At 72.8% G+C, this 25,245-nt stretch carries 22 protein-coding genes; 13 read left to right on the top strand and 9 right to left on the bottom strand.

Annotated features, from left to right (window positions below; genetic code table 11):
• The first annotated feature begins 1 nt into the window (after position 1).
• Positions 2-1,225 carry a MarP family serine protease gene (locus tag ACZ4MU_RS27250; RefSeq protein WP_467881589.1) on the top strand — a complete coding sequence of 408 codons (1,224 nt, stop codon included), beginning with the start codon at positions 2-4 and terminating at the stop codon, positions 1,223-1,225.
• A gap of 98 nt (positions 1,226-1,323) precedes the next feature.
• Positions 1,324-2,676 carry a 6-phospho-beta-glucosidase gene (locus tag ACZ4MU_RS27245; protein ID WP_467881588.1) on the top strand — a complete coding sequence of 451 codons (1,353 nt, stop codon included), beginning with the start codon at positions 1,324-1,326 and terminating at the stop codon, positions 2,674-2,676.
• A gap of 33 nt (positions 2,677-2,709) precedes the next feature.
• On the opposite strand, the gene ACZ4MU_RS27240 is transcribed toward ACZ4MU_RS27245, so the two are convergent.
• The 6 genes from ACZ4MU_RS27240 to ACZ4MU_RS27215 form a co-directional block, all read right to left on the bottom strand.
• Positions 2,710-2,889 carry a hypothetical protein gene (locus tag ACZ4MU_RS27240; RefSeq protein WP_467881586.1) on the bottom strand — a complete coding sequence of 60 codons (180 nt, stop codon included), beginning with the start codon at positions 2,887-2,889 and terminating at the stop codon, positions 2,710-2,712.
• Positions 2,890-3,052: 163 nt separating this feature from the next.
• Positions 3,053-4,009 (bottom strand): alpha/beta fold hydrolase, encoded by a 957-nt coding sequence (locus ACZ4MU_RS27235; protein ID WP_467881585.1) that lies wholly within the window; start codon positions 4,007-4,009, stop codon positions 3,053-3,055.
• Positions 4,006-4,467, bottom strand: a complete 462-nt coding sequence (locus ACZ4MU_RS27230) for a phage holin family protein (RefSeq protein ID WP_467881583.1) — start codon at positions 4,465-4,467, stop codon at positions 4,006-4,008. The genes ACZ4MU_RS27235 and ACZ4MU_RS27230 overlap by 4 nt, the downstream gene beginning before the upstream one ends.
• A 74-nt stretch (positions 4,468-4,541) precedes the next feature.
• Positions 4,542-5,969: a Na+/H+ antiporter NhaA gene (gene nhaA, locus ACZ4MU_RS27225; protein WP_467881581.1), complete on the bottom strand. Its 1,428-nt coding sequence runs from the start codon at positions 5,967-5,969 to the stop codon at positions 4,542-4,544.
• Between the two features lie 611 nt (positions 5,970-6,580).
• A complete protein-coding gene (acs, locus tag ACZ4MU_RS27220) occupies positions 6,581-8,593 on the bottom strand; it encodes an acetate--CoA ligase (protein ID WP_467881580.1) in 2,013 nt (670 codons plus the stop codon).
• Positions 8,594-8,736: 143 nt separating this feature from the next.
• Complete coding sequence (locus ACZ4MU_RS27215) at positions 8,737-11,052, bottom strand: bifunctional SulP family inorganic anion transporter/carbonic anhydrase (RefSeq protein WP_467881578.1); 2,316 nt, start codon at positions 11,050-11,052, stop codon at positions 8,737-8,739.
• A 297-nt stretch (positions 11,053-11,349) separates the two neighbouring features.
• Between ACZ4MU_RS27215 and ACZ4MU_RS27210 the strand changes: the two genes are divergently transcribed.
• Positions 11,350-12,630 carry a polysaccharide deacetylase family protein gene (locus ACZ4MU_RS27210; RefSeq protein ID WP_467881577.1) on the top strand — a complete coding sequence of 427 codons (1,281 nt, stop codon included), beginning with the start codon at positions 11,350-11,352 and terminating at the stop codon, positions 12,628-12,630.
• An 89-nt stretch (positions 12,631-12,719) separates the two neighbouring features.
• Here the strand turns inward: ACZ4MU_RS27210 and ACZ4MU_RS27205 are convergent, their stop codons facing one another.
• A complete protein-coding gene (locus ACZ4MU_RS27205) occupies positions 12,720-13,706 on the bottom strand; it encodes an ATP-binding protein (protein ID WP_467881575.1) in 987 nt (328 codons plus the stop codon).
• 102 nt (positions 13,707-13,808) lie between these two features.
• On the opposite strand from ACZ4MU_RS27205, the gene ACZ4MU_RS27200 reads away from it, so the two are divergent.
• Complete coding sequence (locus ACZ4MU_RS27200) at positions 13,809-14,636, top strand: Fic family protein (protein ID WP_467881573.1); 828 nt, start codon at positions 13,809-13,811, stop codon at positions 14,634-14,636.
• 369 nt (positions 14,637-15,005) lie between these two features.
• Here ACZ4MU_RS27200 and ACZ4MU_RS27195 read toward each other — a convergent pair whose 3' ends face one another.
• Positions 15,006-15,842, bottom strand: a complete 837-nt coding sequence (locus tag ACZ4MU_RS27195; RefSeq protein WP_467881571.1) for an HAD family hydrolase — start codon at positions 15,840-15,842, stop codon at positions 15,006-15,008.
• 443 nt (positions 15,843-16,285) lie between these two features.
• Between ACZ4MU_RS27195 and ssd the strand changes: the two genes are divergently transcribed.
• From ssd to ACZ4MU_RS27160, 7 genes are all read left to right on the top strand, one after another.
• Entirely contained in the window at positions 16,286-17,389 is a 1,104-nt protein-coding gene (gene ssd / locus ACZ4MU_RS27190; protein ID WP_467881570.1) for a septum site-determining protein Ssd, read from the top strand.
• A 59-nt stretch (positions 17,390-17,448) separates the two neighbouring features.
• Complete coding sequence (locus ACZ4MU_RS27185; RefSeq protein ID WP_467881648.1) at positions 17,449-18,639, top strand: TadA family conjugal transfer-associated ATPase; 1,191 nt, start codon at positions 17,449-17,451, stop codon at positions 18,637-18,639.
• Entirely contained in the window at positions 18,636-19,511 is an 876-nt protein-coding gene (locus ACZ4MU_RS27180) for a type II secretion system F family protein (RefSeq protein ID WP_467881568.1), read from the top strand. The genes ACZ4MU_RS27185 and ACZ4MU_RS27180 overlap by 4 nt, the downstream gene beginning before the upstream one ends.
• A 266-nt stretch (positions 19,512-19,777) precedes the next feature.
• Positions 19,778-20,425 carry a type II secretion system F family protein gene (locus ACZ4MU_RS27175; RefSeq protein WP_467881566.1) on the top strand — a complete coding sequence of 216 codons (648 nt, stop codon included), beginning with the start codon at positions 19,778-19,780 and terminating at the stop codon, positions 20,423-20,425.
• A gap of 62 nt (positions 20,426-20,487) precedes the next feature.
• Positions 20,488-20,688 (top strand): DUF4244 domain-containing protein, encoded by a 201-nt coding sequence (locus ACZ4MU_RS27170; protein ID WP_467881564.1) that lies wholly within the window; start codon positions 20,488-20,490, stop codon positions 20,686-20,688.
• The gene (locus tag ACZ4MU_RS27165; protein ID WP_467881562.1) at positions 20,675-21,124 is read left to right on the top strand and encodes a TadE family type IV pilus minor pilin; all 450 of its coding nucleotides are present in this window, start codon (positions 20,675-20,677) and stop codon (positions 21,122-21,124) included. The genes ACZ4MU_RS27170 and ACZ4MU_RS27165 overlap by 14 nt, the downstream gene beginning before the upstream one ends.
• Before the next feature lie 77 nt (positions 21,125-21,201).
• Positions 21,202-21,651 (top strand): Rv3654c family TadE-like protein, encoded by a 450-nt coding sequence (locus ACZ4MU_RS27160; protein ID WP_467881561.1) that lies wholly within the window; start codon positions 21,202-21,204, stop codon positions 21,649-21,651.
• Here ACZ4MU_RS27160 and ACZ4MU_RS27155 read toward each other — a convergent pair.
• Positions 21,548-24,079 carry a DEAD/DEAH box helicase gene (locus ACZ4MU_RS27155; RefSeq protein ID WP_467881560.1) on the bottom strand — a complete coding sequence of 844 codons (2,532 nt, stop codon included), beginning with the start codon at positions 24,077-24,079 and terminating at the stop codon, positions 21,548-21,550. The two genes, ACZ4MU_RS27160 and ACZ4MU_RS27155, sit on opposite strands and share 104 nt — an antisense overlap.
• A 79-nt stretch (positions 24,080-24,158) precedes the next feature.
• On the opposite strand from ACZ4MU_RS27155, the gene ACZ4MU_RS27150 reads away from it, so the two are divergent.
• Complete coding sequence (locus tag ACZ4MU_RS27150) at positions 24,159-24,512, top strand: STAS domain-containing protein (protein WP_053728100.1); 354 nt, start codon at positions 24,159-24,161, stop codon at positions 24,510-24,512.
• Positions 24,513-24,597: 85 nt separating this feature from the next.
• Positions 24,598-25,041, top strand: a complete 444-nt coding sequence (locus ACZ4MU_RS27145) for an ATP-binding protein (RefSeq protein ID WP_467881557.1) — start codon at positions 24,598-24,600, stop codon at positions 25,039-25,041.
• Positions 25,042-25,245: the final 204 nt, after the last annotated feature.

Raw genomic sequence — 25,245 nt, 5'->3', positions numbered from 1 at the left:
CGTGAACGTGCTGGACATCCTGTTGCTGGTCGCCGCCGTGTGGTTCGCGATCGTCGGCTACCGCCAGGGCTTCGTCGTCGGCATCCTGTCGGTGATCGGCTTCCTCGGCGGTGGTCTCATCGCCGTGTATCTGCTGCCGGTCATCTGGGACCAGCTGACGGACAAGCGGACCGTGTCGACCACCGCCGCCATCGTGGCGGTCGTCGTCGTGATCGTCTGCGCCTCCGTGGGCCAGGCCTTCACCACCCACCTGGGCAACAAGCTGCGCCAGCACATCACCTGGTCGCCCGCGCGCGCCCTGGACGCCACGGGCGGCGCGCTTGTCAACGTCGTCGCCATGCTCCTGGTCGCCTGGCTGATCGGCACCGCGCTCGCCCCGCTCGCCGACCCCCAGGACTCCTCCAGCCGGGGGAACGCGCTGGGCCGGGCGGTCAACGACTCCCGCATCCTGCGCGGAGTCGACAAGGCGATGCCCCAGCAGGCGTACACCTGGTTCTCGGACTTCTCCTCCATGCTCGCCCAGAACGGGCTGCCGCAGGTCTTCGCCCCGTTCACCAACGAGTCGATCACCAAGGTCCCGCCCCCCGACCAGGCGCTGGCCACCAGCCCGGTCGCGGCCTCCGCCAAGCGCTCGATCGTCAAGGTCACCGGCACCGCGCCGAGCTGCGGCAAGCGCCTGGAGGGCACCGGCTTCGTCTTCGCCGAGCGCCGGGTGATGACCAACGCCCATGTGGTGGGCGGCGTGTCGGACCCGAAGATCCAGATAGGCGGTCAGGGGCGGACGTACGACGCGAAGGTGGTCGTCTACGACTGGCGCCGTGACATCGCGGTCCTGGACGTGCCGGACCTGAAGGCCCCGGTGCTGCGGTTCGCCTCGCAGCAGGCGCACAGCGGCAGCGGCGCGATCGTCGCGGGCTTCCCCGAGGACCAGCCGTACGACGTGCGCGCCGCGCGCGTGCGCGGCCGGATCACCCCGCCGGGCCCGGACATCTACCACCGCGGCACGGTCACCCGCGAGGTCTACTCGCTGTTCACCACGGTCCGCCCGGGCAACTCCGGCGGCCCCCTCCTCACCCCCGACGGCAAGGTCTACGGAGTGGTCTTCGCCAAGTCCCTCGACGACCCGAACACCGGTTACGCGCTGACGGCGAACGAGATCCGCGAGGACATCCAGCTCGGCCGCACCGCCAACCAGCAGGTCGACAGCCAGCAGTGCGCCCTCTGACGACCGCGGTGCCGCCCCACTGACCCCGGCACCCCGTCGACCCCGATTTCCCGCTGATCCCGACATCCCGCTGATCCCGACTCCCCGAAGAGGCCGGAATGCGACTGACGATCCTCGGCGGCGGCGGTTTCCGCGTGCCGCTCGTGTACGGCGCCCTGCTGCGCGACCACGCCCCCGGCCGGATCACCGAGGTCACGCTCTACGACGTGGACGCGGCCCGGCTCGCGGCCATCGCCCGGGTCCTCGCGGACCAGGCGCGCGGTGCCGTGGACGCCCCGGCCGTCCGGGCGGTGACCGACCTGGACGAGGCGCTGCGCGGCGCCGACTTCGTCTTCTCCGCGATCCGGGTGGGCGGCCTCGCGGGCCGGGCGGCCGACGAGCGGATCGCGCTCGCCGAGGGCGTCCTGGGCCAGGAGACGGTCGGCGCGGGCGGTATCGCGTACGGCCTGCGGACCGTGCCCGTGGCGGACGCCCTCGCCCGCCGGATCAAGGCGCTCGCCCCCGACGCCTGGGTCATCAACTTCACCAACCCGGCCGGTCTCGTCACCGAGGCCATGGGCCGCCACCTGGGCGCGAGGGTCATCGGCATCTGCGACTCCCCGGTCGGCCTGGCCCGCCGCGTGGCCCGTACGGTCGGCGCCGACCCCGACTCCGTACGGCTGGACTACGCGGGTCTGAACCACCTCGGCTGGCTCCACGGCCTCTACGAGGGCGAACAGGACGTGCTGCCGCGGCTGTTCGCGGACGACGCGCTGCTGACCTCGTTCGAGGAGGGCCGGCTCTTCGGCGCCGACTGGCTGCGCTCCCTGGGCTCGGTGCCCAACGAGTATCTGCACTACTACTACTTCAACCGCGAGGCCGTGGCCGCGTACCGGCAGGCGGAGCTGACCCGTGGCGCCTTCCTCCTCGGCCAGCAGGAGCGTTTCTACGCGACCGTGGGCGGGTCCGCCGGTGGGCGCGAGCAGGCGTGGGACGCCTGGGACCGCACCCGCGCCGAGCGCGAGGCCACGTACATGTCCGAGAACCGGGAGGTCTCGGGCGCGGGCGAGCGCGCTCCGGACGACCTGGAGTCGGGCGGGTACGAGAAGGTCGCGCTGGCGCTGATGCGGGCGATCGCGCGCGACGAGCCGGCGACGCTGATCCTGAACGTCCCCAACGGCTCCTCGCTGCACGCCCTCGACGCCGAGGCGGTCGTCGAGATCCCGTGCCGCGTCGACGCCTCGGGCCCGCGCCCGCTGCCGGTCACCCAGCTGACGGGCCATGAGGCGGGCCTGGTCAGCGCGGTGAAGGCGGTCGAGCGCTGTGTCCTGGAGGCCGCCGAGGGCGGGTCGGCACGGGCGGCGGTGAAGGCCTTCGCCCTGCACCCGCTGGTCGACTCCGTCCAGGTGGCCCACCGGCTTCTGGACGGCTACCGGGACGCCCATCCGGGGCTCGCGTACCTGCGCCGGTGATCCCGGACGGACGCCGGGCGCGCGCGGCGCGTGCTACGTGCGCGAATGGCGCAGCCGGGCCGAGACCCAGCGGGCCCGGCGACGGAGGATACGCGGAATGCCGAGTCGGGGATCATGGCCCTGAGCTTGCGGGCCACCCCTCTCGTGCGAAATCGGCGCGGTGGCCGAGCGGCGGTTGCGTGCTGCGTCACCGTAGTCGTGCGTCCAGCCCATACCCCGACGTCTGCCCGGGCCCCAAGGTCGGTAACCGCGTCTTGGGCGGCCAATTGGCCTATGCGCCGGGCATTTGGCTGTTCGTCAGACAAACGTTCCCGTCCGCTCGCCGGACGGCCCCACTGCCCGGCTCGCCACCCGGCTTACCGCCCGGCGGAACGGGTCAGCGGTCGGGCTCGGGATCCTTCAGCCAGTTCACCAGCTCCGCCGAGAACGCGGCCGGGTCCTCCTCGTGGGGGAAGTGGCCCAGACCGTCGAACAGCCGCCAGCGGTAGGGGGCTTCGACGTACTCGCCGGAGCCCGCCGCGCTGCGGGTGCGCATCACGGGGTCGAGCGAACCGTGCAGATGCAGCGTCGGTACCCGTACCGGCCGCTTCATCCGGCGGTTGAACTGGATGCCGTCGGGCCGGGCCAGCGAGCGCACCATCCAGCGGTACGGCTCGATCGAGCAGTGCGCGGTCGACGGGATCGTCATCGCCCGCCGGTACACCTCCACAGCCTCGTCCTCGGGAGCCAGCGGACCCGACCACTCCCGCATCAGCTGTCCCACCAGCGCCGCGTCGTCCGCGACGAGCCGGCGCTCCGGAAGCCACGGCCGCTGGAAGCCCCAGACGTACGAACCGGCCCGCGACTGCGCGAAGTCGGAGAGCATCGCGGAGCGCCAGCGCCGGGGGTGCGGCATCGACGACACCGCCAGGCGGCGCACCAGTTTGGGCCGCATCACGGCCGCCGTCCACGCCAGATAGCCGCCCAGATCGTGGCCGACCAGCGCCGCGTCGGGCTCGCCGAGCGACCGTACGACCCCGGTGATGTCCAGCGCGAGGTTGGCCGGGTCGTAGCCGCGCGGCGTGCGGTCGCTGCCGCCGACGCCCCGCAGGTCCATGGCGACCGCCCGGAAACCGGCGTTGGCGAGTGCGGTCAGCTGGTGCCGCCACGTCCACCAGAACTGCGGGAAGCCGTGGAGCAGCAACACCAGCGGACCGTCACCCAGCTCCGCGATGTGGAAGCGCGCACCATTGGCCGCTACGTCCCTGTGTGTCCAGGGACCATCGATGCGGACAGGGCTGCCATTGCCGCCGGGGCTGCCCGTGGCGCCGGTACCGGTATCAGGTGCGGTCATGCAGACGAGCGTGCCACAGCCGGGGTCTGCTCCGTGACCGGGCGGGGATGCGGCTTGACGCCCCCGAGCACGGCGGCGGTCTGCTTGGCCGAGGCGATGGACTTCTCCGGCGGCTTCACCTTCTTGAACTTCGACACCGACAGCAGCGCGAGCAGGCCCGCGAGCAGCAGGAACGCCCCGCCCACGATCAGGAACGACCAGGCGAGGCCGAGGCCCAGGTTGTGGATCCCGTACGCCGCCGCGAAGCTCAGCACCGGCAGCGAGAACAGGGCGAACACTCCCGCGGTACTGATGGCGAGGCCACCGATCGCCCCGCGCTTGACGTCCTGGCGCAGCTCCGCCTTGGCGAGCGCGATCTCGTCGTGCACCAGCGCGGACATCTCGGCCGTCGCCGTGGCGACCAGCTGGCCGAGGCTGCGGTCGGCGCCGCCGACGGCGGTGTTGCTGGGGTCGCTCATTCGCTGACTCCCTCTTCTCTCTCCGGTCCCGTCATCTCCCGGCCCAGACGTCCTTCTCCGGCCCAGATGTCAGATCATGCCGGACGGTCGGCCTCGTCGCTCCCCGCCCCCGCCACTTGCGCGAGGCGTCGGTGCTCGGCGGCCTTCGCCTCGTAGAGGACGGCCATCCGCAGGTGATAGGCCGGATTGTGCTGTTCGTACACATCCGGGATGCCGTCGTGGTCCTCGTCGCGCTCCTCCTCGTCGACGAGCGCGCGGTAACGGCGTACGCGCAGCTTCAGCAGGACGGTGGCGAAGACGGCCGCGATCAGCGAGCCCACCAGGACGGCCGCCTTGATCTCGTCCGCGAGCGCGCCCTCGCCGTCGAAGGCCAGCTCGCCGATGAGCAGCGAGACGGTGAAGCCGATCCCGGCCAGCGCCGCCACCGCGAAGACGTCCGCCCAGGCGAGGTCCTCGTTGAGCTCCGCCCTGGTGAACCGCGCGGCGCACCACGTCCCCGCGAAGATGCCCACCGCCTTGCCGACCACCAGACCGAGCACCACGCCGAGGGTCTCGGGCCGGGTGAAGACGTCCGCCAGCGCCCCGCCGCTGACACCGACCCCGGCCGACATCAGGGCGAAGAGCGGCACGGCGAGCCCGGCGGAGAGGGGGCGCACCAGGTGCTCGATGTGCTCGCCCGGGGAGTGCTCCTCGCCCTCGCGGCGGGTGCAGCGCAGCATCAGGCCCATGGCGACGCCCGCGATGGTGGCGTGGACGCCGCTGTTGTACATCAGCCCCCAGACGACCAGCGCCAGCGGAACGTACACGTACCAGCCCCGTACGCCGGTGCGCAGCAGCACCCAGAGGAGGGCGAGGCCGAGGAACGCACCCCCGAGCGCGAGGAAGTCGATCTCCTTGGTGAAGAGGACGGCGATGATGAGGATCGCGAAGAGGTCGTCGACGACGGCGAGCGTGAGCAGGAACGCGCGCAGGGCGCTGGGCAGCGAGGTCCCGATGACCGCGAGCACGGCGAGCGCGAAGGCGATGTCGGTGGCGGTCGGCACCGCCCAGCCGTCCAACGCCCCGCCGCCCACGGCGTTGACCAGCACGTATACGAGGGCGGGCATCGCCATCCCGCAGACGGCGGCGATCACGGGGAGCGCGGCGGCCTTGGGGTCGCGCAGCTCACCGGCGACGAGTTCGCGCTTGAGCTCGATGCCGGCGACGAAGAAGAAGACGGCGAGGAGGCCGTCGGCGGCCCAGTGCTGGAGGGAGAGATCGAGCCCGAGGGAGCCGACGCCGACGTGCACCCCCCGTACGTGGGCGTAGCTGCCGCCCCAGACGTTGGCCCAGATCAGCGCGGCGATCGCGGCGGCGAGGAGCAGCACTCCGCCGACGGTCTCGGCGCGCAGCGCCTCCGCGACGTAGTTCCGCTCAGGCAGCGAGAGCCGCGCGAGGAACGTCCGGCGGCTGTCCTTGAGGGGGCCGGGCGAGGTGTCGGGCGAGGTGTCGGGCGCGACCACGGGGGCGACCTCCGGTCCGGTTCTACGGGCATGACCAACCACATTGCCGACCAGACTTCCCGGCGCACCCGAATCCTTACTTTACCTAAGCCTTTACCCGGGAAGAGAAGGGCAAATCCGACGATCGCCACTTTAGGGGCAGAGGGGTTTGTTGCCCGGGGTTCGTCTGCGGCCCGGCGGAGGGCTGCGCGCGCAGTTCCCCGCGCCCCTGGGGCTGCCGGGACCCGGCACCGCCCCGGCTCGCCAGTGATGGGGCGAAGCCCCTTCCAGGGGCGCGGGGAACGGCACGCTCAGCCCCCACGGGGCCGGCAGTCGAACGGGGGGCTTTGGGGGCGCGGGGAACGGCGCGAGAACCCTCCACCGACCGGCAGCCGAACGGGGGGCTTAGGGGCGCGGGGAACTGCGCGAGCAACCCTCCACCGGGCCGGCAGCCGAAGCCGAACCCGGGGGCCCCGGGGGCGCAGCTCCCGGCAGGGCCGATACCAGCTGCACCCACCCCCAACCCCCGGAGGGTTCAGGGAAGGGGCGGGGTGGGGGAGAACCGCCGTAGGCGCAACCCCACACACCCCGCACCCGGCAGACGACCACCCCCCGCCCCTGCCCCCTCCCCCTCACCCCTCGCTACCCACCCCCGGCAACTGCGTCTGAATAAGCTCCATCACCGAAGAATCCGTCAACGTAGTGACATCCCCCAGCTCCCGATTCTCCGCAACATCCCGCAGCAACCGCCGCATGATCTTCCCCGACCGCGTCTTGGGAAGCTCCGCCACCGGCAGAATCCGCTTGGGCTTGGCGATCGGCCCCAGCGTGGCCCCCACATGCGCCCGCAGCTCCTCCACGAGCCCCTCGGTCTGCGCCGCCGCCCCCCGCAGGATCACGAACGCCACGATCGCCTGCCCGGTCGTCTCGTCGGCCGCGCCGACGACCGCCGCCTCGGCGACCGACGGATGCGAGACGAGCGCCGACTCGACCTCGGTCGTGGAGATGTTGTGCCCGGACACGAGCATCACGTCGTCCACCCGGCCCAGCAGCCAGATGTCCCCGTCCTCGTCCTTCTTCGCCCCGTCCCCGGCGAAGTACTTCCCCTCGAACCGCGACCAGTACGTGTCGATGAACCGCTGGTCGTCGCCCCAGATCGTGCGCAGCATCGACGGCCACGGCTCGGTGAGGACGAGGTACCCGCCGCCCCCGTCCGGCACCTCGCGCGCCTCGTCGTCCACGACGGTCGCCGAGATGCCCGGCAGCGCCCGCTGCGCGGACCCGGGCTTGGTCTCCGTCACGCCCGGCAGCGGCGAGATCATCATCGCGCCGGTCTCGGTCTGCCACCAGGTGTCCACGATCGGGCAGGAGTCCGCACCGATGTGCTTGCGGTACCACATCCATGCCTCGGGGTTGATGGGCTCGCCCACCGACCCCAGCACCCGCAGCGACGACAGGTCGAACTTCGCGGGGATGTCGTCGCCCCACTTCATGAACGTCCGGATCGCCGTCGGCGCCGTGTACAGGATCGTCACCCCGTACTTCTGCACGATCTCCCAGAACCGCCCCTGGTGCGGGGTGTCCGGCGTGCCCTCGTACATGACCTGCGTCGCCCCGTTGGCCAGCGGCCCGTAGACGATGTACGAGTGTCCGGTCACCCAGCCGATGTCGGCGGTGCACCAGTACACGTCGGTCTCGGGCTTGAGGTCGAAGACCGCGTGGTGGGTGTAGGCGGCCTGCGTCAGATAGCCGCCCGAGGTGTGCAGGATGCCCTTCGGCTTCCCCGTCGTACCGGACGTGTACAGGATGAACAGCGGGTGCTCGGCGTCGAACGCCCGCGGGGTGTGCTCGGCCGACTGGCGCCCGACGATGTCGTGCCACCAGACGTCCCGGCCCTCGGTGAAGGCGGTCTCCTGGCCCGTGCGCCGCACCACCAGGACGTGCTCGACCTGCGGGCACTTCGCCACCGCGTCGTCGATCGCGGGCTTCAGCGCGGACGGCTTGCCGCGCCGGTACCCGCCGTCCGCCGTGATGACCAGCTTCGCGTCGGCGTCCTGGATACGGGAGGCGACCGCGTCGGCCGAGAACCCGCCGAAGACCACCGAGTGCGCCGCGCCGATCCGCGCGCAGGCGAGCATCGCGACGGCCGCCTCGGGAATCATCGGCATGTACACCGCGACCCGGTCCCCGGCCCGGACGCCCAGCTCCGTCAGGGCGTTGGCGGCCCGCGAGACCTCGTCCTTGAGCTCGGCGTAGGTGATCGCGCGGCTGTCGCCGGGCTCGCCCTCGAAGTGGATGGCGACCCGGTCGCCGTTGCCCGCCTCGACGTGCCGGTCCACGCAGTTGTACGCCACGTTCAGCTGCCCGTCGGCGAACCACTTCGCGAACGGGGGGTTCGACCAGTCGAGCGTCTCGGTCGGCTCGGTGGCCCAGCTGAGGCGTCGGGCCTGCTCGGCCCAGAAGCCCAGCCTGTCCGCCTCGGCCTGCTCGTACGCCTCTGCCGTCACGTTGGCGTCAGCGGCCAGCGCGGCAGGAGGAGCGAACCGGCGCTCCTCCTTCAAGAGGTTGGCCAGGCTTTCGTTGCTCACGACATCTCCCTTTCCCAGGGCGTCCCATGTGCCTATGTGTCCCGGGCCATAGCTCATCAGGCCAATCGCCGGGTGACAAGGGTCTCCCGAAAATTGGTTTAGACCTGTAGTGCTGCCGGGCCGTCGGCGTGCCATCAGACGGTCTCACGGACCAGGTCCGCCCTGGGTTCAGGCAGTCGCGCGGCGCGCGCCGCGGCGCGTCAGCCGAGGGCCGCTTCGAGGGGGGTGGGCGCGACTTCCTCGAAGACTTCCTCGCAGTCGTCGGACGCCAGCAAGTACGCCTGCGCCTCGCCGACATGGAAGTACATGCCGTGCAGGGTCAGCGTGCCCTCGGCCAGCCGCCGCGCCACCGACTCGTGGCGCCGCAGATGGTCCAGCTGCTGCACCACGTTGGTGAGGCAGAGCTGTTCGACGGCGTCTGCGGGCAGCCGACCGGCGATCCGCGCCCAGGCGTGCCTGCGGCTGGCCATCCGCTCCAGACTGGGCATCCCGTGCCGCAGCCAGCGCCGCAGTGGCGTCTGCGGGGCATCCGGCTTGCCCGCGAGGAGCGCCTGCATGGCCCCGCAGCCGGAGTGGCCGCAGACCGTGATGGACCCGACCCGCAGCACCTCCACCGCGTACTCGATCGCCGCCGCCACCGAGTCGTCGCCGCACTCCGCCCCGGGCGGCGGCACCAGGTTGCCGACGTTGCGCACGGTGAACAGGTCGCCCGGGCCGCTCGACGTGATCATGCTGGTGACGAGCCGGGAGTCCGCGCAGGTGAGGAAGAGCTGGGACGGCTGCTGCCCCTCGCGCGCCAGCCGCGCCAGCTCGTCCCGCACCAGGGGCGCGGTGTTGCGCTGGAACGAGCTGAGCCCATCGGCCAGTTGGTGCCCCTGTCGCTCGGGCGCGGGTGCCGCGTCGTGGCAGTGGTGGTTGCGCCAGGGGGTCCAGGGGCGACAGCAGCTCTGCGCCCCGGAGAGGGCCTCGGAGACGCGGCCGCCGGACCGGCCGGTGATCCGCACCTCGCCACCGCGCGCGGTGTGCGTGGCCTGCCAGCCCTGCAACGCCTCGTACGCCGCGTGGTCCATGAACGACCCGTCCAACTCCACGACCGAGCACGCTCCTTGCGGCACCTGGTTCAGCGCCCTGGTCAGCCGCGGTACCGCCAGGAACGTCAACTGACCGCGTGCCCGCACCAGATACGACCCGTCGTCCTGGCGGTGCACGGTGATCCGGGTGCGCGTCACCCGGCGCAGCGCGACCGCGACGGCCACGGCGATCCCGATGACCACGCCCTGGAGCACGCCGAACAGCAGCACCCCGCCCACCGTCGCCACGTACACCAGGAACTCGCGGTGGCGGTGGACCTTGCGGATATGGGCGTACGACACCATCTGGAGGCCGACCATCATCACCAGCGCGGCCAGCGCCGCCAGCGGAATCCACTCCAGCACGGCCACCAGCAGCCCGGCGGCGAGCAGCACCCACACCCCGTGCAGCACGGTGGAGGCGCGCCCGGTCGCCCCGGCCCGCACATTGGCGCTGCCGCGCACCGCGCCACCGGAGACCGGCATTCCGCCGAGCAGTCCGGAGACGGTGTTGGCGATGCCCTGGCCGCGCAGCTCCCGGTCGAGATCGGCCCGGTGGGGGGCGCCGCTCGGCCGTTCGGCGGCCAGCTTGTCCACGGCGACGGCGGAGAGCAGCGACTCCAGGCTGGCGACCAGGGTCACCGTGAGCACGGCGGCGACCAGTCCGCCCGCCGGCCCGTGCGGCAGCTCGGGCAGGACGTGCGCGTCCCAGGAGGGCAGGTCGACCCGGGCGATGTCCGGCGCGGCCACGGCGGCCGCCCCGGTGGCGATCACCACACAGGCGAGCGCGGCGGGCAGGCGGCGCAGGAATCTCCCCGTCCGCCCGGGCAGCCGGGGCCACGCCAGGAGCACGGCGATGGTGAGCGCCCCGATGAGGGGTGCGGCGGGACCGACCCTGGCCAACTGGTCGGGCAGCGCCCGCGCGTTGTCGACGGCCGAGCTCTGCGGGGAGCCGCCCAGGACGATGTGGAGCTGGGCCAGCGCGATGGCGGCGCCGATGCCGGCGAGGGTGCCGTGCACGATGGCGGGGCTCACGGCGAGCGCGGAGCGCGCGGCCTTCAGCGAGCCGAGTGCGATTTGGAGCAGACCCGCGAGGACGGTGATGGCGCAGGTGGTGCGCCAGCCGTAGCTCTGGATCAACTCGGCCGAAACCACCGTGAGTCCGGCGGATGGGCCGCTGACAAGGAGCGGTGTGCCGCCGAGCAGCCCGGCGACGATGCCGCCGACTCCGGCGGCGACGAGGCTGGCTCCCAGCGGGGCGTCGATGGCGACGGCGAGGCCGAGCGACATCGGCACGGCGAGCAGGAAGACGGTGATGGACGCGGCCAGATCGGCTCCGGCGATCCGGAAGCGGCGGCCTCCTCTCCTGGGGGGCGGGGCGGGCTGATGCCGGTGGCTGTCGGGGTGAGTGAGGGGCTGGGTGCGGGTGGGGACGCAGGCAGACATGTTCCCGTCTCCTCCGGGGCGGCGCGGTCGCGGATGGGGGGTCGCGGCCGTGGGTCACGGCGTACAGCGGCGGGATTCTCAACTCTCGGTAAACGAATCGTAATGCAGAGTAAAGGTCAGCGCTTGACATTTCGGTCAAATGGCGCAGCGATTCACTCGCAGCGGTGAATAAGCAGCTTTTCGTGCGGCCTGTCGCGCCTCCTTCCCTCATCCTGCGTGTCACTTTTGCGGCGATTTGATGACCTTCGGTACGAGAGATCTTCGGATCTACTGATCTGCGAGGAAGAGGGTGGGCGGATGATGGCCGCCACGAAGAGGATCGCCACCGGCGCCGTCGTCGCCGCGCTGATCGCGGGCGTCGCGGGGTGCTCGGTGGGCAACGGGACCAAGGCGGCCGCGCCCGGGCCCGGAGCGGGCGCCGCCGCCCCCAAGAACGTCGTACGGCTGATCGGGGACGGCTCCACCGCGTTCACCGGGGCCCAGCCCCATCTGCTGAAGCCGCGCAAGCTGGCGCCGGGTCAGCAGCCGCCGCAGTTCGTGGTGTTCTCCTGGGATGGGGCCGGTGAGGACAGCCAGCGGCTGTTCTCCCACTTCCGCGAGGTCGGCAAGAAGTACAACGCGACGATGACGTACTTCCTCAGCGGTGTGTACATGCTCCCGGAGAGCAAGCGCGAGCGGTACACCGCGCCCAAACACTCGGCGGGCAGCAGTGACATCGGGTTCAACGACCTGAAGGGCATCAAGGACACGGTCACCCAGCTGCGCGCCGCGTGGCAGGACGGCAACGAGGTCGGCACCCACTTCAACGGCCACTTCTGCGGGAACGACGGCGGCGTCGGCACCTGGTCGGTGGACGAGTGGAAGAGCGAGATCGCCCAGGCCAAGTCGTTCGTGAAGAACTGGAAGTCCAACTCCGGGCTCAAGTCGGAGGCGCCACTTCCGTTCGACTACGACAAGGAGCTCATCGGCGGCCGCACCCCCTGCCTGGAGGGCCGCAAGAACTTCGTGCAGGCGGCCGGCCAGCTCGGCTGGCGCTACGACACCAGCGGCGTCAACGACCAGGTGTGGCCGAAGAAGAACGACAACGGCGTCTGGGACCTGTCGATGCAGCTGGTGCCGGTCCCGGGCCGCGCCTTCCAGACGCTGTCCATGGACTACAACTTCTACATGAACCAGTCGGGCGCGGTGACCGGCGACGCCGACCAGCACGAGTTCTGGGGCAACCAGATGCGCGACGGCCTGCTCCAGGCCTTCGAGCGCTCGTACAACGGCAACCGCGCGCCGCTGATCATCGGCAACCACTTCGAGTCCTGGAACGGCGGGGCCTATATGCGGGCCGTGGAGGACACGATCAAGACGGTCTGCGTCAAGCGCGAGGTTCACTGCGTGTCGTTCCGCCAGCTCGCCGACTGGCTGGACGCCCAGGACCCGTCGACGCTCGACAAGTTCCGTCAGCTGAAGGTCGGCGAGGCCCCGAAGGGCGGCTGGACGGCCTTCCTGACCGCCCAGCCCGCCCTGCCGGTCCAGTCGGCCAAGCCGCTCCCGCAGCCCGGCCTCAAGCAGGCCGCCGCGAGCTGACCCGGCCACCGACTGTCCTGGCCACCGACTGAGCTTGCCACCGACTGAGCTTGCCGCCGACTGAGCTCGCCGCGCTCCGCCCGGCGGGCTCAGCTCGGCTGCGGAACGGCGAACTCCTCCCGCAGCACGAAGTCGGGGTCGACCTGGGCCGCCAGGTCGGCGCCCGTCTTCGCGTTCCCCCAGCTCTCGGCGTTCTTCAGATGGAAGTGGACCATCTGGCGGGTGTACCGCTCCCAGTCGCGCCCCTCGTACGAGTCCTCCGCCGCGTTCTGCAGCGCCTGGAGGGCGAGCCGGTTGTCGGCCTCCAGGAGCTCGAAGCGCGGCGGGCGCCCCTTCTCCATCGCGCGCACCCAGTCGGAGTGCCCGACCGTGACCAGCAGGTCCTCCCCGACCTCGGCCCGCAGGAAGTCCAGGTCGTCCTGGCCCTGCACCTTGTTGCCGACGACCTTCAGAGCGACCCCGAAGTCGCGCGCGTACTCCTTGTACTGCCGGTAGACCGACACGCCCTTGCGGGTCGGCTCGGCCACCAGGAAGGTCATGTCGAAGCGGGTGAACATCCCGGAGGCGAACGAGTCCGACCCGGCCGTCATGTCGACGACCACGTACTCGTCCGGGCCGTCCACCAGGTGGTTCAGGCACAGCTCCACCGCGCCGACCTTCGAGTGGTAGCAGGCCACCCCCAGGTCGGACTCGGTGAACGGGCCGGTCGCCATCAGCCGGATGTCCCCGTCGTCGAGCACCACCCGCCGCGCGCACGCCTCGTAGATCGGATTCGACTCGCGCAGCCGCAGCAGCCGCGAACCGTGCCCCGGCGGAGTCGTCTTGATCATCGTCTCGGCGGAGACGATCCGGGGGTTGGTGCCGCGCAGATAGTCCTTGATCAGCGGCAGCTGCGCGCCCATCGCGGGCAGCGCGGCGGCCTCCGGCTCGTCGAGCCCGAGCGCGGCCCCCAGGTGCTGGTTGATATCGGCGTCGACCGCCAGCACGGCGGCCTCGTTGGCGGTGAGGTGGCGGATGAAGAGCGAGGACAGCGTGGTCTTGCCGCTGCCGCCCTTGCCCACGAAAGCGATCTTCATGTTCACCAACGGTAATCGTACGGCAGCGTTATGTAGGGGACGCGAGTGAAGAAGACCACTCGAAGGTGGGGTGTGGGCCCCGGACGCGTAGCCTCGCTACCTATGAGTACGAACGCCTCGTCGACCCCCGATCCGCTGGTCGCCCTGGGTACCCTGCCGGGCGTCCCGGACGCCGTGGACTCCGTGCGCAAAGCCGTCGACCGGGTCTACGGACACCGGGTCATGCGCCGGCGCAGCAACGAGATCACCTCCGAGGCGGCCCTGCGGGGGGCGCGTGGCAGCGCCGCGCTCTCCGGCGCGGACTGGGCGCTGGAGGAGGTGCGGCGGCGCAGCGACTTCGGCTCCGAGAGCGAGGCACGCACGGTGGGCGCCGCTCTGCGCCTGACCGCCGAGGCGGGCCAGTTGCTCTCCATCTGGCGGCAGTCGCCCCTACGGGTGCTCGCCCGGCTGCATCTGGTCGCCGCCGCCGACTCCGCGGACGCGGTCGGGCGTCCGCGCGCGCACGGCGAGCCGGTGGACGAGCCGCTGATCGAGCTGCCGCTGCCGGACGCCGACGAGGTGGCGGGCCGCCTGGAGGGTCTGTCCCAGCTGATCATCGCGGGTTCCTCGGCCCCGGCGCTGGTCACGGCGGCCGTGGTACACGGCGAACTGCTCGCTCTGCGTCCGTTCGGCTCGTACAACGGGCTGGTGGCGCGAGCCGCCGAACGCATCGTGCTGATCGGCAGCGGTCTCGACCCCAAGGCGATCTGTCCGGCGGAGGTGGGCCACGCGGAGCAGGGGCGCGCGGCGTACGCGGCGGCGCTCGACGGCTACGCGTCGGGGACCCCGGAGGGGGTGGCCGCCTGGATCACCCACTGCGGCCGCTCGGTCGAGCTCGGTGTACGGGAGTCGACGGCGGTCTGCGAGGCGCTTCAGCGCGGAGCGGCCTAGGCGGCGCGGGGGCCTTGGAAAAGGAGTGCGGCGGTACCGGATCGGTACCGCCGCTGGCATGTCCACCGGGTTACCAAGCGTCCTCGAAGGTTGCCCATCAGGTCGGGAACTTCTGCCCGTCACCTGGTGCGGCTGGCCCGTAATCGACGGGTCGACGTCGCGTGGGTGCTCGATGGTCCATGCTCGGTCCGTGGGGCCGTGTTGCGTAGAAGGTGATCCTCTCGGATGTCCCAGGTCTCGCGGGCCGTTGCCTTATTTGTACTCCAGGCCGGGGTGAAGCGGAACCCCTGACCGCACTTCTTTACTTTTAGGTTCAAACAGGGCAGAACGACTGGTGCGCGCTGCGGCTCGTGGGGCGCCGTCGCTCGGTCAGCTCGCCGCCGCCGCGCGTCGCCGGCTCGCGTACCAGACGAGTCCGGCGGTGGCCGCCGCGGCGCCCACGGCCGCCGCCGCGACCAGGGCCGGCCGCGGTGGCATGGAGAGCCCGGGGAGCCGCTGCTTGAGCCGGACCGGCCGGTTGAAGACGAGAACCGGCCAATCTCGGATGGCCGCTTCGCGCCGGAGTGCCCGATCCGGATTGACCGCGAAGGGGTGGCCCACCGACTCCAGCATGGGGACGTCGGTCGCCGAGTCGCTGTACGCGTAGCAGCGGGACAGGTCGTACCCCTCGGAGGCGGCGAGCTCCTTGACGGCCTCCGCCTTGGTGGGGCCGTAGGCGTAGTACTCGACGTCACCCGTGAAGCAGCCGTCGTCCCCCACGACCATCCGGGTGGCCACCACGCGGTCCGCCCCGAGCAGCTCGCCGATGGGCTCGACCACCTCGGCGCCGGAGGTCGAGACGATCACGACGTCACGGCCGGCGGTGTGGTGCTCCTCGATGAGGGAGGCGGCCTCGTCGTAGATGATCGGGTCGATCAGATCGTGGAGCGTCTCGGCGACGATCTCCTTCACCTGCTCGACGTTCCAGCCCTTGCAGAGCGCCGACAGGTACTGGCGCATCCGCTCCATCTGGTCGTGGTCGGCGCCGCCCGCGAGGAACACGAACTGGGCATAGGCCGTACGCAGCACGGCCCGGCGGTTGATGAGTCCCCCTTGATAGAAGGACTTGCTGAACGTGAGGGTCGACGACTTGGCAATGACTGTCTTGTCCAAGTCGAAGAAGGCGGCGGTCCGCGGCAAGGAGTGGTTTTCCACGAAGGCGAGCATAGGCGCCCACCATTCGGCGTACGCTGGGGCGTGTGGGTTTGCCTGAGAAGGCTCTCGGGTACACCATGGAAGTCACGGATCGTTCGCGACCGTGCTAACCCGGTCCGGCTCCTCCCCCCCCGAGTCGGCCGGAAAGACGACCCCCGCTCTCCCCCCCGGCGGGGGTCGTCGCATGTCCGGATGCATTTTCGGACCTCGCACACGATCCTTCCCCTCCCTCGGGCCGCGTCGGCTCCGCCCTCACACCTGTCCAGACTCGTCACTGTGCGTGATGGTTCCGGTGCGCTCCGGAAGTCACCGGTATAGGTGAACGGAATATTCACAACCCGCGAGTTGTCCACAGTTTTCGACCAAGATCCACTCGATTTCCGGAACCGCTCCACCGTGATTCCAGTTCGCGAGATCCGCGGACGTGGGAATCGCAGGGAGAGGGGGCGGAGATCATGGACGGACCCTTCGTGTCCGACCGGTCACCGGGTGTTCCGGGGCGGCGTCCGGGGCCGCTGATCGTGACCGAGGACGAGGCGCTGCTCGACGATCTGCTGCGGCTGTGCGCCGCCGCGGGAGCCGAGCCGGAGGTCCATCACTCGGTGCCCGAGCGCCGGTCCGGCTGGGAGAGCGCGCCGCTGGTCCTCGTCGGGGACGACGCGGCGGCCCGGGTGCGCGGCGCCGCCCGAAGGCGCGGAGTCCTGCTCGTCGGCAGGGACCAGGACGACCCGGGTGTGTGGCAGCGGGCCGTGGAGATCGGCGCCGACCATGTGCTGCGGCTGCCCGACGCGGAGCAGTGGCTGGTCGACCGGATCGCGGACGCGGCGGAGGGCGTGGGCCGCCAGGCGCTGACCGTCGGAGTCGTCGGCGGGCGGGGCGGGGCCGGGGCCTCGACGCTCGCGTGCGCCCTGGCGGTGACCGCGGCCCGGACCGGCCGCCGCACCATGCTCATCGACGGCGACCCCTTGGGAGGCGGCCTCGATGTGCTGCTCGGGGGCGAGCAGGCCGAGGGCCGACGGTGGCCGGATTTCGCCGCCTCGCGCGGCCGGGTCGCGGGAGGAGCGCTGGAGGAGTCGCTGCCGCATCTGCACGAGCTGCGCGTCCTCAGCTGGGACCGGGGCGATGCGGTGGCGATCCCGGCGGAGGCGATGCGCGCGGTCCTCGCGGCCGCGCGCAGACGCGGCGGCGTGGTCGTCGTCGACCTGCCCAGGCGGGTGGACGACGCGGTGGCGGAGGCCCTGGCCCAGCTCGACCTGGGGCTGCTCGTCGTCCCGGCCGAACTGCGGGCGGTGGCGGCGGCGAACAGGGTCGCCTCCTCGGTCGGCATGGTGCTGCGGGACCTGCGGGCGGTGGTCCGCGGTCCGTACGCGGCGGGGCTCGACGAGCAGTGGGTGGCGGCCGCCCTGGGGCTGCCCCTGGCCGGTGAACTCCCGGTGGAGTACGGCCTGCTGGAGGCCCAGGAGAAGGGCGCCCCGCCGGGCAGCGAGGTGCGCGGTCCGCTCTCCCGCTTCTGCACGGCCTTCTGGGAGCAGGCGTTGACGGGAGGTGCGGTCGCATGAGCATGAATACGGGACGCGCGCGTACGGGCCGCAGGGCGGCGGGCGGTGGTGGCGGCGGGATGCCGCCGGGGGCGTCTCCCGGTGCGCCGGGGCAGGGCGCCGCGCCGAGGCCGCTGCTCGACGCGGTGCGCCGCCGACTCGCGGAGAGCGGGGCCGAGCCGACCCCGGCCCGGGTCGCGGCGGCGCTGCGGGCCCAGGGCCGCCTCCTCGGCGACGCGGAAGTCCTGGGCGGCGCAGAGGAGTTGCGCTCCGAGCTGGTCGGGACGGGCCCGCTGGAGCCGCTGCTAGCCGACCCCCGGGTGACGGACGTCCTGGTGTCGGCCCCGGACCGGGTCTGGGTGGACCGGGGCGCGGGGCTTGAGCTCACCGGGGTCCGCTTCAGCGACACGGCCGCGGTGCGCCGCCTGGCCCAGCGGCTGGCCGCGGTGGCCGGACGGCGCCTCGACGACGCCCGGCCGTGGGTGGACGCCCGGCTGCCCGACGGGACCCGGATGCACGCGGTGCTGGCGCCGGTCGCGGTCGGAGCGGACTGCCTGTCGCTGCGGGTGGTGCGGCCGAGGGCGTTCTGCCTGGACGAGCTGGTCGCGGCGGGGACGGTGCCCCCGGGCGGGGAGGGAGTGCTGCGGGCCCTGGTCGCGGCCCGGGTCTCCTTCCTGGTGAGCGGCGGCACGGGCTCCGGCAAGACCACCCTGCTGTCGACGCTTCTGGGCCTCGTGGGAGAGCGCGAGCGCATCGTCCTGGCCGAGGACTCGGCCGAACTGAGGCCGGACCACCCCCATGTGGTCCGGCTGGAGTCACGGCCCGCCAACCAGGAGGGCGCGGGCCTGGTGACCCTGCGGGACCTGGTGCGCCAGGCCCTGCGGATGCGGCCGGACAGGCTGGTCGTGGGTGAGGTCCGCGGCGCCGAGGTCACCGACCTCCTGGCAGCGCTCAACACCGGCCACGAGGGCGGCTGCGGCACGGTGCACGCCAACACGGCCGCGGACGTCCCCGCCCGGCTGGAGGCGCTGGGCACGGCGGCCGGGCTCGACCGGGCGGCCCTGCACAGTCAGATGGCGGCGGCGCTCTCGGTGGTCCTCCATCTCGTACGGGACAGGACCGGCCGGCGCCGGGTCGCCGAGGTCCGGGTCCTCGAACGGGACGCGGCGGGCCTGGTGGTGGCCGTCCCGGCGCTGCGCTGGGGTGTGGGCGGCTTCGTGCAGGAGCCCGGCTGGGAACGGCTGCGGGTGCTGCTCGGGGGCGCGTGGTGAGCGCCTGGACGGCGACCGGTCCGCCCGGGCTCACCCCCGTCTCGGCGGCGGCCGTGTGCGCCTTCGCGGCGGCCTGGCTCTCGGTGGGGCGGGAGCAGGGGCTGCGCAGGGCCCGGCTCATCGTCGCGGGAGGTGCGGTGGAACCGGACGAGCCGCCATGGGGGCGGCTCTGGGGGCGGCTGCGGGCCAGGGCGCGTCCAGAGTGGCTGTGCGCGCCGGCGGCGGTGGCCGTGGCGGTGCTGGCGGACTCGGCACTGCCCCTGGCCGCCGGGGCGGTGGCGGTACCGCTGGTGGGGCGGCGGCTGCGGGCCCGGGAGCGCGAACGGGCCCGGTGGCGCCGGGGGGACGAGGTCGTCTCCTGGTGCGGCGCGGTCGCCGGGGAGCTGCGGGCGGGACGCCAGCCCGGCCAGGCGCTGACCCTGGCCACCCGGGACACGGAGGCCCTCGGCGCCGCAGAACCTCTGGTGCTGGCGGCGGCGCGGTTCGGCGGCGATGTGCCCGGGGCCCTGCGGGAGGCGTCCCGTGAACCGGGTGCCGAGGGACTCGCGGGCGCGGCCGCGTGCTGGCAGGTGGCGGTCGACGGGGGCGCGGGCCTCGCGGCCGGGCTGGAGCGCCTGGAAGCGGCGCTGCGGGCCGAGCGGGACCAGCGGGAGGAGCTGAGGGCCCAGCTGACCGGGCCGCGCACGACGGCCGCGCTGCTGGCCCTGCTGCCCGTCCTCGGCCTCCTGCTCGGCACGGCGATGGGCGCGAACCCCTTGCGGGTCCTGCTCCACACCCCGGCCGGCCTGGGCTGTCTGGCCCTGGCCGGTGTGCTGGAGGCGGTGGGGCTGTACTGGACGGCGCGGATCACCCGGGCGGGGGAAGGGCGGTGAGCGGAAAGCTCGGACGGGAACTGGGCTCGGGGGCGGGGCCGGGGCTTGGCTCCGGGGGCGAGGCCGAGGGGGTGTGCCCGGAGGTTTTCCACAGCCTGGGGGTGACGGTCGCCCTCGCGGCCCTCCTCCTGTGGACAGCGCTGGAGGTCGCCCGGCGCGCCCGGGAGCGGGCGGTGCGACGGCGGGGCGCGGGCCTTGTGCGGGCGGATAGATGGCCGTCGGCCACGCGGTCGCCGGGTACCTGGCTGTCGGCCGTCCGGTCACCGGTGGCCCGGCGGCTGGGCACGGGCGCACGCCCCGGGGCGTCTGCCCGGAGCCGGGCCGGTGCCTGGGCCGCGCCCCTGGGGGTGCTGGCCGCCGCGTACGTACTGATCGGCGGAGCGGCTGGAGCGGGGGTGGGACTGGCGGCGGCGTACGGGACCGGGCGCTGGGCCCGCCGCCGGGAGCCGCAGCGGGCGCGCTCCGGAACCGAAGCGGTGGACCCGGAGCTGCCGCTCGCGGCGGACCTGCTGGCCGCCTGTCTGTCGGCCGGGGCGGGACCGCGCGAGGCGGCCGGGGCCGTGGGCGAATCGCTGGACGGCCCGGTCGGGCGGCGGCTGGCGCAGATCGCCGCCGAGCTGCGACTGGGGGGCGGTCCCGCCGAGGCGTGGGGGAGGTTGGGGGAGATACCGGGCGCGGCGGGGCTTGCCCGGTGCCTGGAGCGGGCCGCCTCCTCGGGGGCGCCGGCGGCCGGCCCCGTAGGCCGGGTGGCCGAGCGCTGCCGTGCCGAGCGGGCCCGGACGACGGCCGCCCGGGTGCGGCGGGCGGGCGTACTGATCACAGGGCCGCTGGGGCTCTGCTTCCTGCCCGCGTTCCTGGCCGCCGGAGTGGCACCGGTGGTGATCGGGCTGGCCGGAGGGCTGCTCCGGAGCTGAACACGCGGGACCAACAGACGAACAGATCACAGATCACAAGACACGACCAGGAAAGAACCGGCATGGGGGTTGGGATGAGGACATGGATGCGGGGTGTCGCGCGGCGGATGCGCGGGGACGCCGGGATGACGACCAGCGAGTACGCGGTGGGAACCATCGCCGCGTGCGGCTTCGCGGCGGTGCTCTACAAGGTGGTGACGAGCGAGGCCGTCTCCTCGGCGCTCCAGTCGCTGGTGGGGAGGGCGCTCGATGTGCAGTTCTGAGGACGCTGCTCCCGGGCCGGACGGCCGCCGGTCCGGCAAGGGGCCTCCGTCCGTGGGGCGCGGGCGCGGGGTCCGGGCCGACCGGGGCTTCGTGACGGCCGAGGCGGCTGTGGTGATCCCGGCGCTGGCCGCGTTCGCCCTGGCACTGCTGTGGGGGCTGATGGCGGCCGCCGCGCAGATCCAGTGCCTGGACGCGGCCCGGGCCGGGGCTCGGGCGGCCGCCAGGTCCGAGGCCGAGCAGGCGGTGCTGGAAGCCGCCCGCTCGGCGGCCCCGCCCGGGGCGAAGGTCGCCCTGCGGCGGGACGGCGGCCTGTGGCGCGTACGCGTGGAGGCCGCGACCCCGGGGCCCCACGTGCTGGCCCTGACGCTGAGCGGGGACGCGGCGGCGCTGGCGGAGGACACGGTCGGGCGGCCCCTGGCCGGGGAGGGGCGATGAGGCCGGGTGCGCGGGGCGCTCCCGTCGGATCCCGCCCGGCCCATGCCGGGGACGGGGGCTCGGCACGGGGAGGAGCGATGAGGTCGGGCACGCGGGGCGCTCCCGTCGGCTCCCGCCCGGCCCGTGCCGGGGACCGGGGCTCGGCGTCCGTCTGGGTGGCGGTGGCCGCCTCCGCGCTCTGCGTGGTGTTCGCGGCGGTCCTCGCCCTCGGGCAGGCCGTGGCGGCCCGGCACCGGGCGGGCGGTGCGGCGGACCTGGCCGCGCTGGCGGCGGCCGACCGGGCGCTGTGGGGGACGGCCGAGGCCTGCGCCGGGGCGGTCCGGGTCGCCGGAGCACAGGGCGGCGAGGTGGTGCGGTGCACGGTGACGGGGGAGATCGCCGACGTGACCGTACGGGCGAGGTTCGGCCCGTACGCCCCGGCGGTCAGGTCCCGGGCGGGCCCGGCGGAGCCTCCTCCTGCGCAGTCTCCTTCTCCGTCCCCTGCGGCCCTTGCGGCCCCTCCGGCGCCCCTCGGAGCAGCTCCGTGAGGAGCCGGACCGCGCCGCGCTTGTGGAGCGGGTCGTTGCCGTTGCCGCACTTGGGGGACTGCACGCAGGACGGGCAGCCCGCCTCGCACTCGCAGGAGGCGATGGCCTCGCGGGTCGCCGTCAGCCACTCGCGCGCGGTGTGGAAGGCGCGCTCCGCGAACCCGGCGCCCCCCGGCTGGCCGTCGTACACGAAGACCGTCGGCAGCAGGGTGTCCGGGTGCAGCGGGACGGAGACGCCGCCGATGTCCCAGCGGTCGCAGGTGGCGAAGAGCGGCAGCATGCCGATGGAGGCGTGCTCGGCGGCGTGCAGGGCGCCGCCGAGGGTCTCCGGATTGATCCGGGCCGCGTCGAGCTGGTCCTCGGTGACCGTCCACCACACGGCCCGGGTGCGCAGGGTGCGGGGCGGCAGGTCCAGCTTGGTCTCGCCGAGCACCTCGCCGGTGATGAGTTTGCGGCGCAGGAAGGAGACGACCTGGTTGGTGACCTCGACGGAGCCGTAGCAGAGGCGGCCGGCCCCCCAGGGAATGTCGGTCTCGGTGTCGAGCACGGAGATGGAGGTGGTGTCACGGGCGACGGTCGAATAGGGCGGACTCGCCTCCTCGACGAGGGCGACAGGACCGGCGGGGTCGTCCAGGTCCAGGTGCTCCACCAGGTACGTACGGCCCTGGTGGAGGTGGACGGCGCCGTCGTGGACGGCGGTGTGGGCGGCGGACGCGTCGACCGTGCCGAGCAGCCGTCCCGTCGACGCCTCGACGATCTGGACCGGGCGGCCCCCCTCGCCCCGGATGTCGGCGAGGTCGGCGGCCCGCTCGCGGCGGGTCCAGTGCCAGCCCGACGCCCGGCGCCGGAGCAGCTTCGCGGCCTCCAGCTGCGGCATCAGGCCGGGGCTCGCCGGTCCGAAGAGGGCGAGGTCGGACTCGGTGAGAGGCAGTTCGGCTGCGGCCGCGCACAGGTGCGGGGCGAGGACGTAGGGGTTGTCCGGGTCGAGCACGGTCGACTCGACGGGCTGCTGGAACAGCGCCTCGGGGTGGTGGACGAGGTAGGTGTCCAGCGGGTCGTCCCGGGCGACCAGGATCGCCAGCGCGCCCTCGCCCGAGCGCCCGGCGCGCCCCGCCTGCTGCCACAGCGAGGCCCGGGTGCCGGGATAGCCGGAGATGATCACGGCGTCCAGGCCCGACACGTCGATGCCCAGCTCCAGGGCGGAGGTGGCGGCGAGGCCGAGCAGTTCGCCGGAGTGCAGGGCCTGCTCCAGGGCCCGGCGCTCCTCGGGGAGGTAGCCGCCCCGGTAGGCGGCGACCCGGCGGGCGAGGGTGCGGTCCACCTCGTACAGCCGTTCCTGGGCGATGACGGCGACGAGCTCGGCGCCGCGCCGGGAGCGGACGAAGGCGACCGTGCGCACGCCCTGGACGGCGAGATCGGTGAGGAGGTCGGCGGTCTCGGCGGTGGCGGTGCGGCGTACGGGCGCGCCCTTCTCGCCGATGAGGTCGGTGAGCGGCGGCTCCCACAGGGCGAAGACCACCTCACCGCGCGGCGAGGCGTCGTCGGCGACCTCGACGACGGGCAGGCCGGTCAGCCGGCCGGCGGCCACGGACGGCTGCGCGGCGGTGGCGGAGGCGAGGAGGAAGACGGGGTCCGCGCCGTAGCGGGCGCAGAGCCGGCGCAGACGGCGCAGGACCTGGGCGACGTGGGAGCCGAAGACGCCCCGGTAGGTGTGGCACTCGTCGATGACGACATAGCGCAGCGCGCGCAGGAAGGAGGACCACCTGGGGTGGGCGGGGAGTATGCCCCGGTGCAGCATGTCCGGGTTGGTGAGGACGTAGTTCGCGTACTGGCGCACCCATTCGCGTTCCTCGACCGGCGTGTCGCCGTCGTAGACGGCGGGCCGGATCGCGTTGCCCAGGGGCTGGGCGAGGGCCTTCACCGAGCGCCGCTGGTCGGCCGCCAGGGCCTTGGTGGGGGCCAGGTAGAGAGCGGTGGCGCCGCGTCCGTTCGGGGCCTCGGAGCCGTCCAGGAGCGTGCTGAGGACCGGGGCGAGGTAGGCCAGGGACTTCCCCGAGGCGGTGCCGGTGGCGATCACCACGGACTCGCCGTCCAGGGCGTGCTCGGCGGCGGCCGCCTGGTGGGCCCAGGGGTGCTCCACGCCGGCCCGCTGAATGGCGTTGATCACTTCCGGGCGGATGCGGTGGGGCCAGACTGCATGGCGGCCCTCACGCGGGGGCAAGTGCTCCGTATGAGTGATGCGCGCAGCCCGGTCCGCCCCCGAGGCGAGCCGGTGCAGGACCGTGCCGGGGTCGGGTCGTTCACCCGTGCCCTGGGCGGGTGTTCTGGGGCGGAGATTCCTGGCCATCGGCACCGAGTGTGTCACTGGCGTGACGGACAATGGTCCCAAGGCGTCGTGCATGGCTGCTGGTAAGTGATTGAATGCCATCGCGGCTGGCGATCCGTTCTCTGGCTCCGCCGGGGAGACTCAGGGAGCGGCCGCTCGATAGCAAGGTGCTGGAGGATCCGTGGACCTGTCCCTGTCGACTCGCAATGTGTCCGGCCCTGGTGGCGACCGTACGGTCGTCGAGGTCGGTGGCGAGATTGATGTGTATACCGCGCCCAAGCTGCGCGAGCAGTTGGTCGAGTTGGTGAACGACGGCAGCTACCACCTGGTTGTCGACATGGAGGGCGTGGACTTCCTCGACTCCACCGGCCTCGGCGTGCTCGTGGGCGGACTCAAGCGTGTCCGTGCCCACGAGGGCTCCCTGCGGCTCGTCTGCAACCAGGAGCGCATTCTGAAGATCTTCCGGATCACCGGGCTCACCAAGGTGTTCCCGATCCACGGCTCGGTCGACGAAGCCGTCAACGCCACTGACTGACGGCTCCGGAGGAAGCACAGGGGCACCGGGCCGATCCAGGCCCGGGGCCCCTGACAAGCACGCCCGTACGTTCGAGGGGGATCGCATGGCCACCGTTGAACTCCGCTTCAGCGCCCAGCCCGAACACGTCCGGACGGCCCGCCTGGTGGCGGCCGCCGTGGCGCGCCGAGCAGGGGTGGACGAGGCGGTCCTCGACGAGGTCAGGCTCGCCGTCGGCGAGGCGTGCAGCCGTGCCGTGGGGCTGCACCGCGCGTATGGGTTGACGGCGCCGGTGCGCGTCGCGCTGACCGAGGAGGAGAAGTCGTTCTCCATCGAGGTCGGCGACGAGGTGCCCGGCCCGGGTTCGGGGGGCACCGCGCCGAGCGGGCGCGGGGCCACCACCGAGCAGGAGCCGGACGACGGCGGGGAGGACGGGATGGGCCTCGCGGTCATCAGCGGCCTCGTCGACGACGTGGAGGTCACTTCGGACGAGTACGGCGGTGTCATCCGTATGACCTGGCCGATCACCGGGGCGACCACCGAGCCCTGACCGGTCCCCGGACCCCCCCCCGAACAGGCCCTGCTGAGCAGGGCCTTTTTCGTTTTTAGGGATTATTCTCTAGATCGTTGATCAGCCGTCAATGCTTTTGCCCCATTACCGCTTTCGGGGGCCTTTTCGTGGCGCGATCATTTGCTGATGAGCGACTGAAGGTCAATTCCGCTGGCCGCGCCCTGTTTTGATCGTGTTCCGCTC

The organism is Streptomyces sp. NPDC026377, from assembly GCF_055567715.1.
Note: the sequence above shows the minus strand (reverse complement) of the source record. Positions and strands in the feature narration are given on the sequence as shown.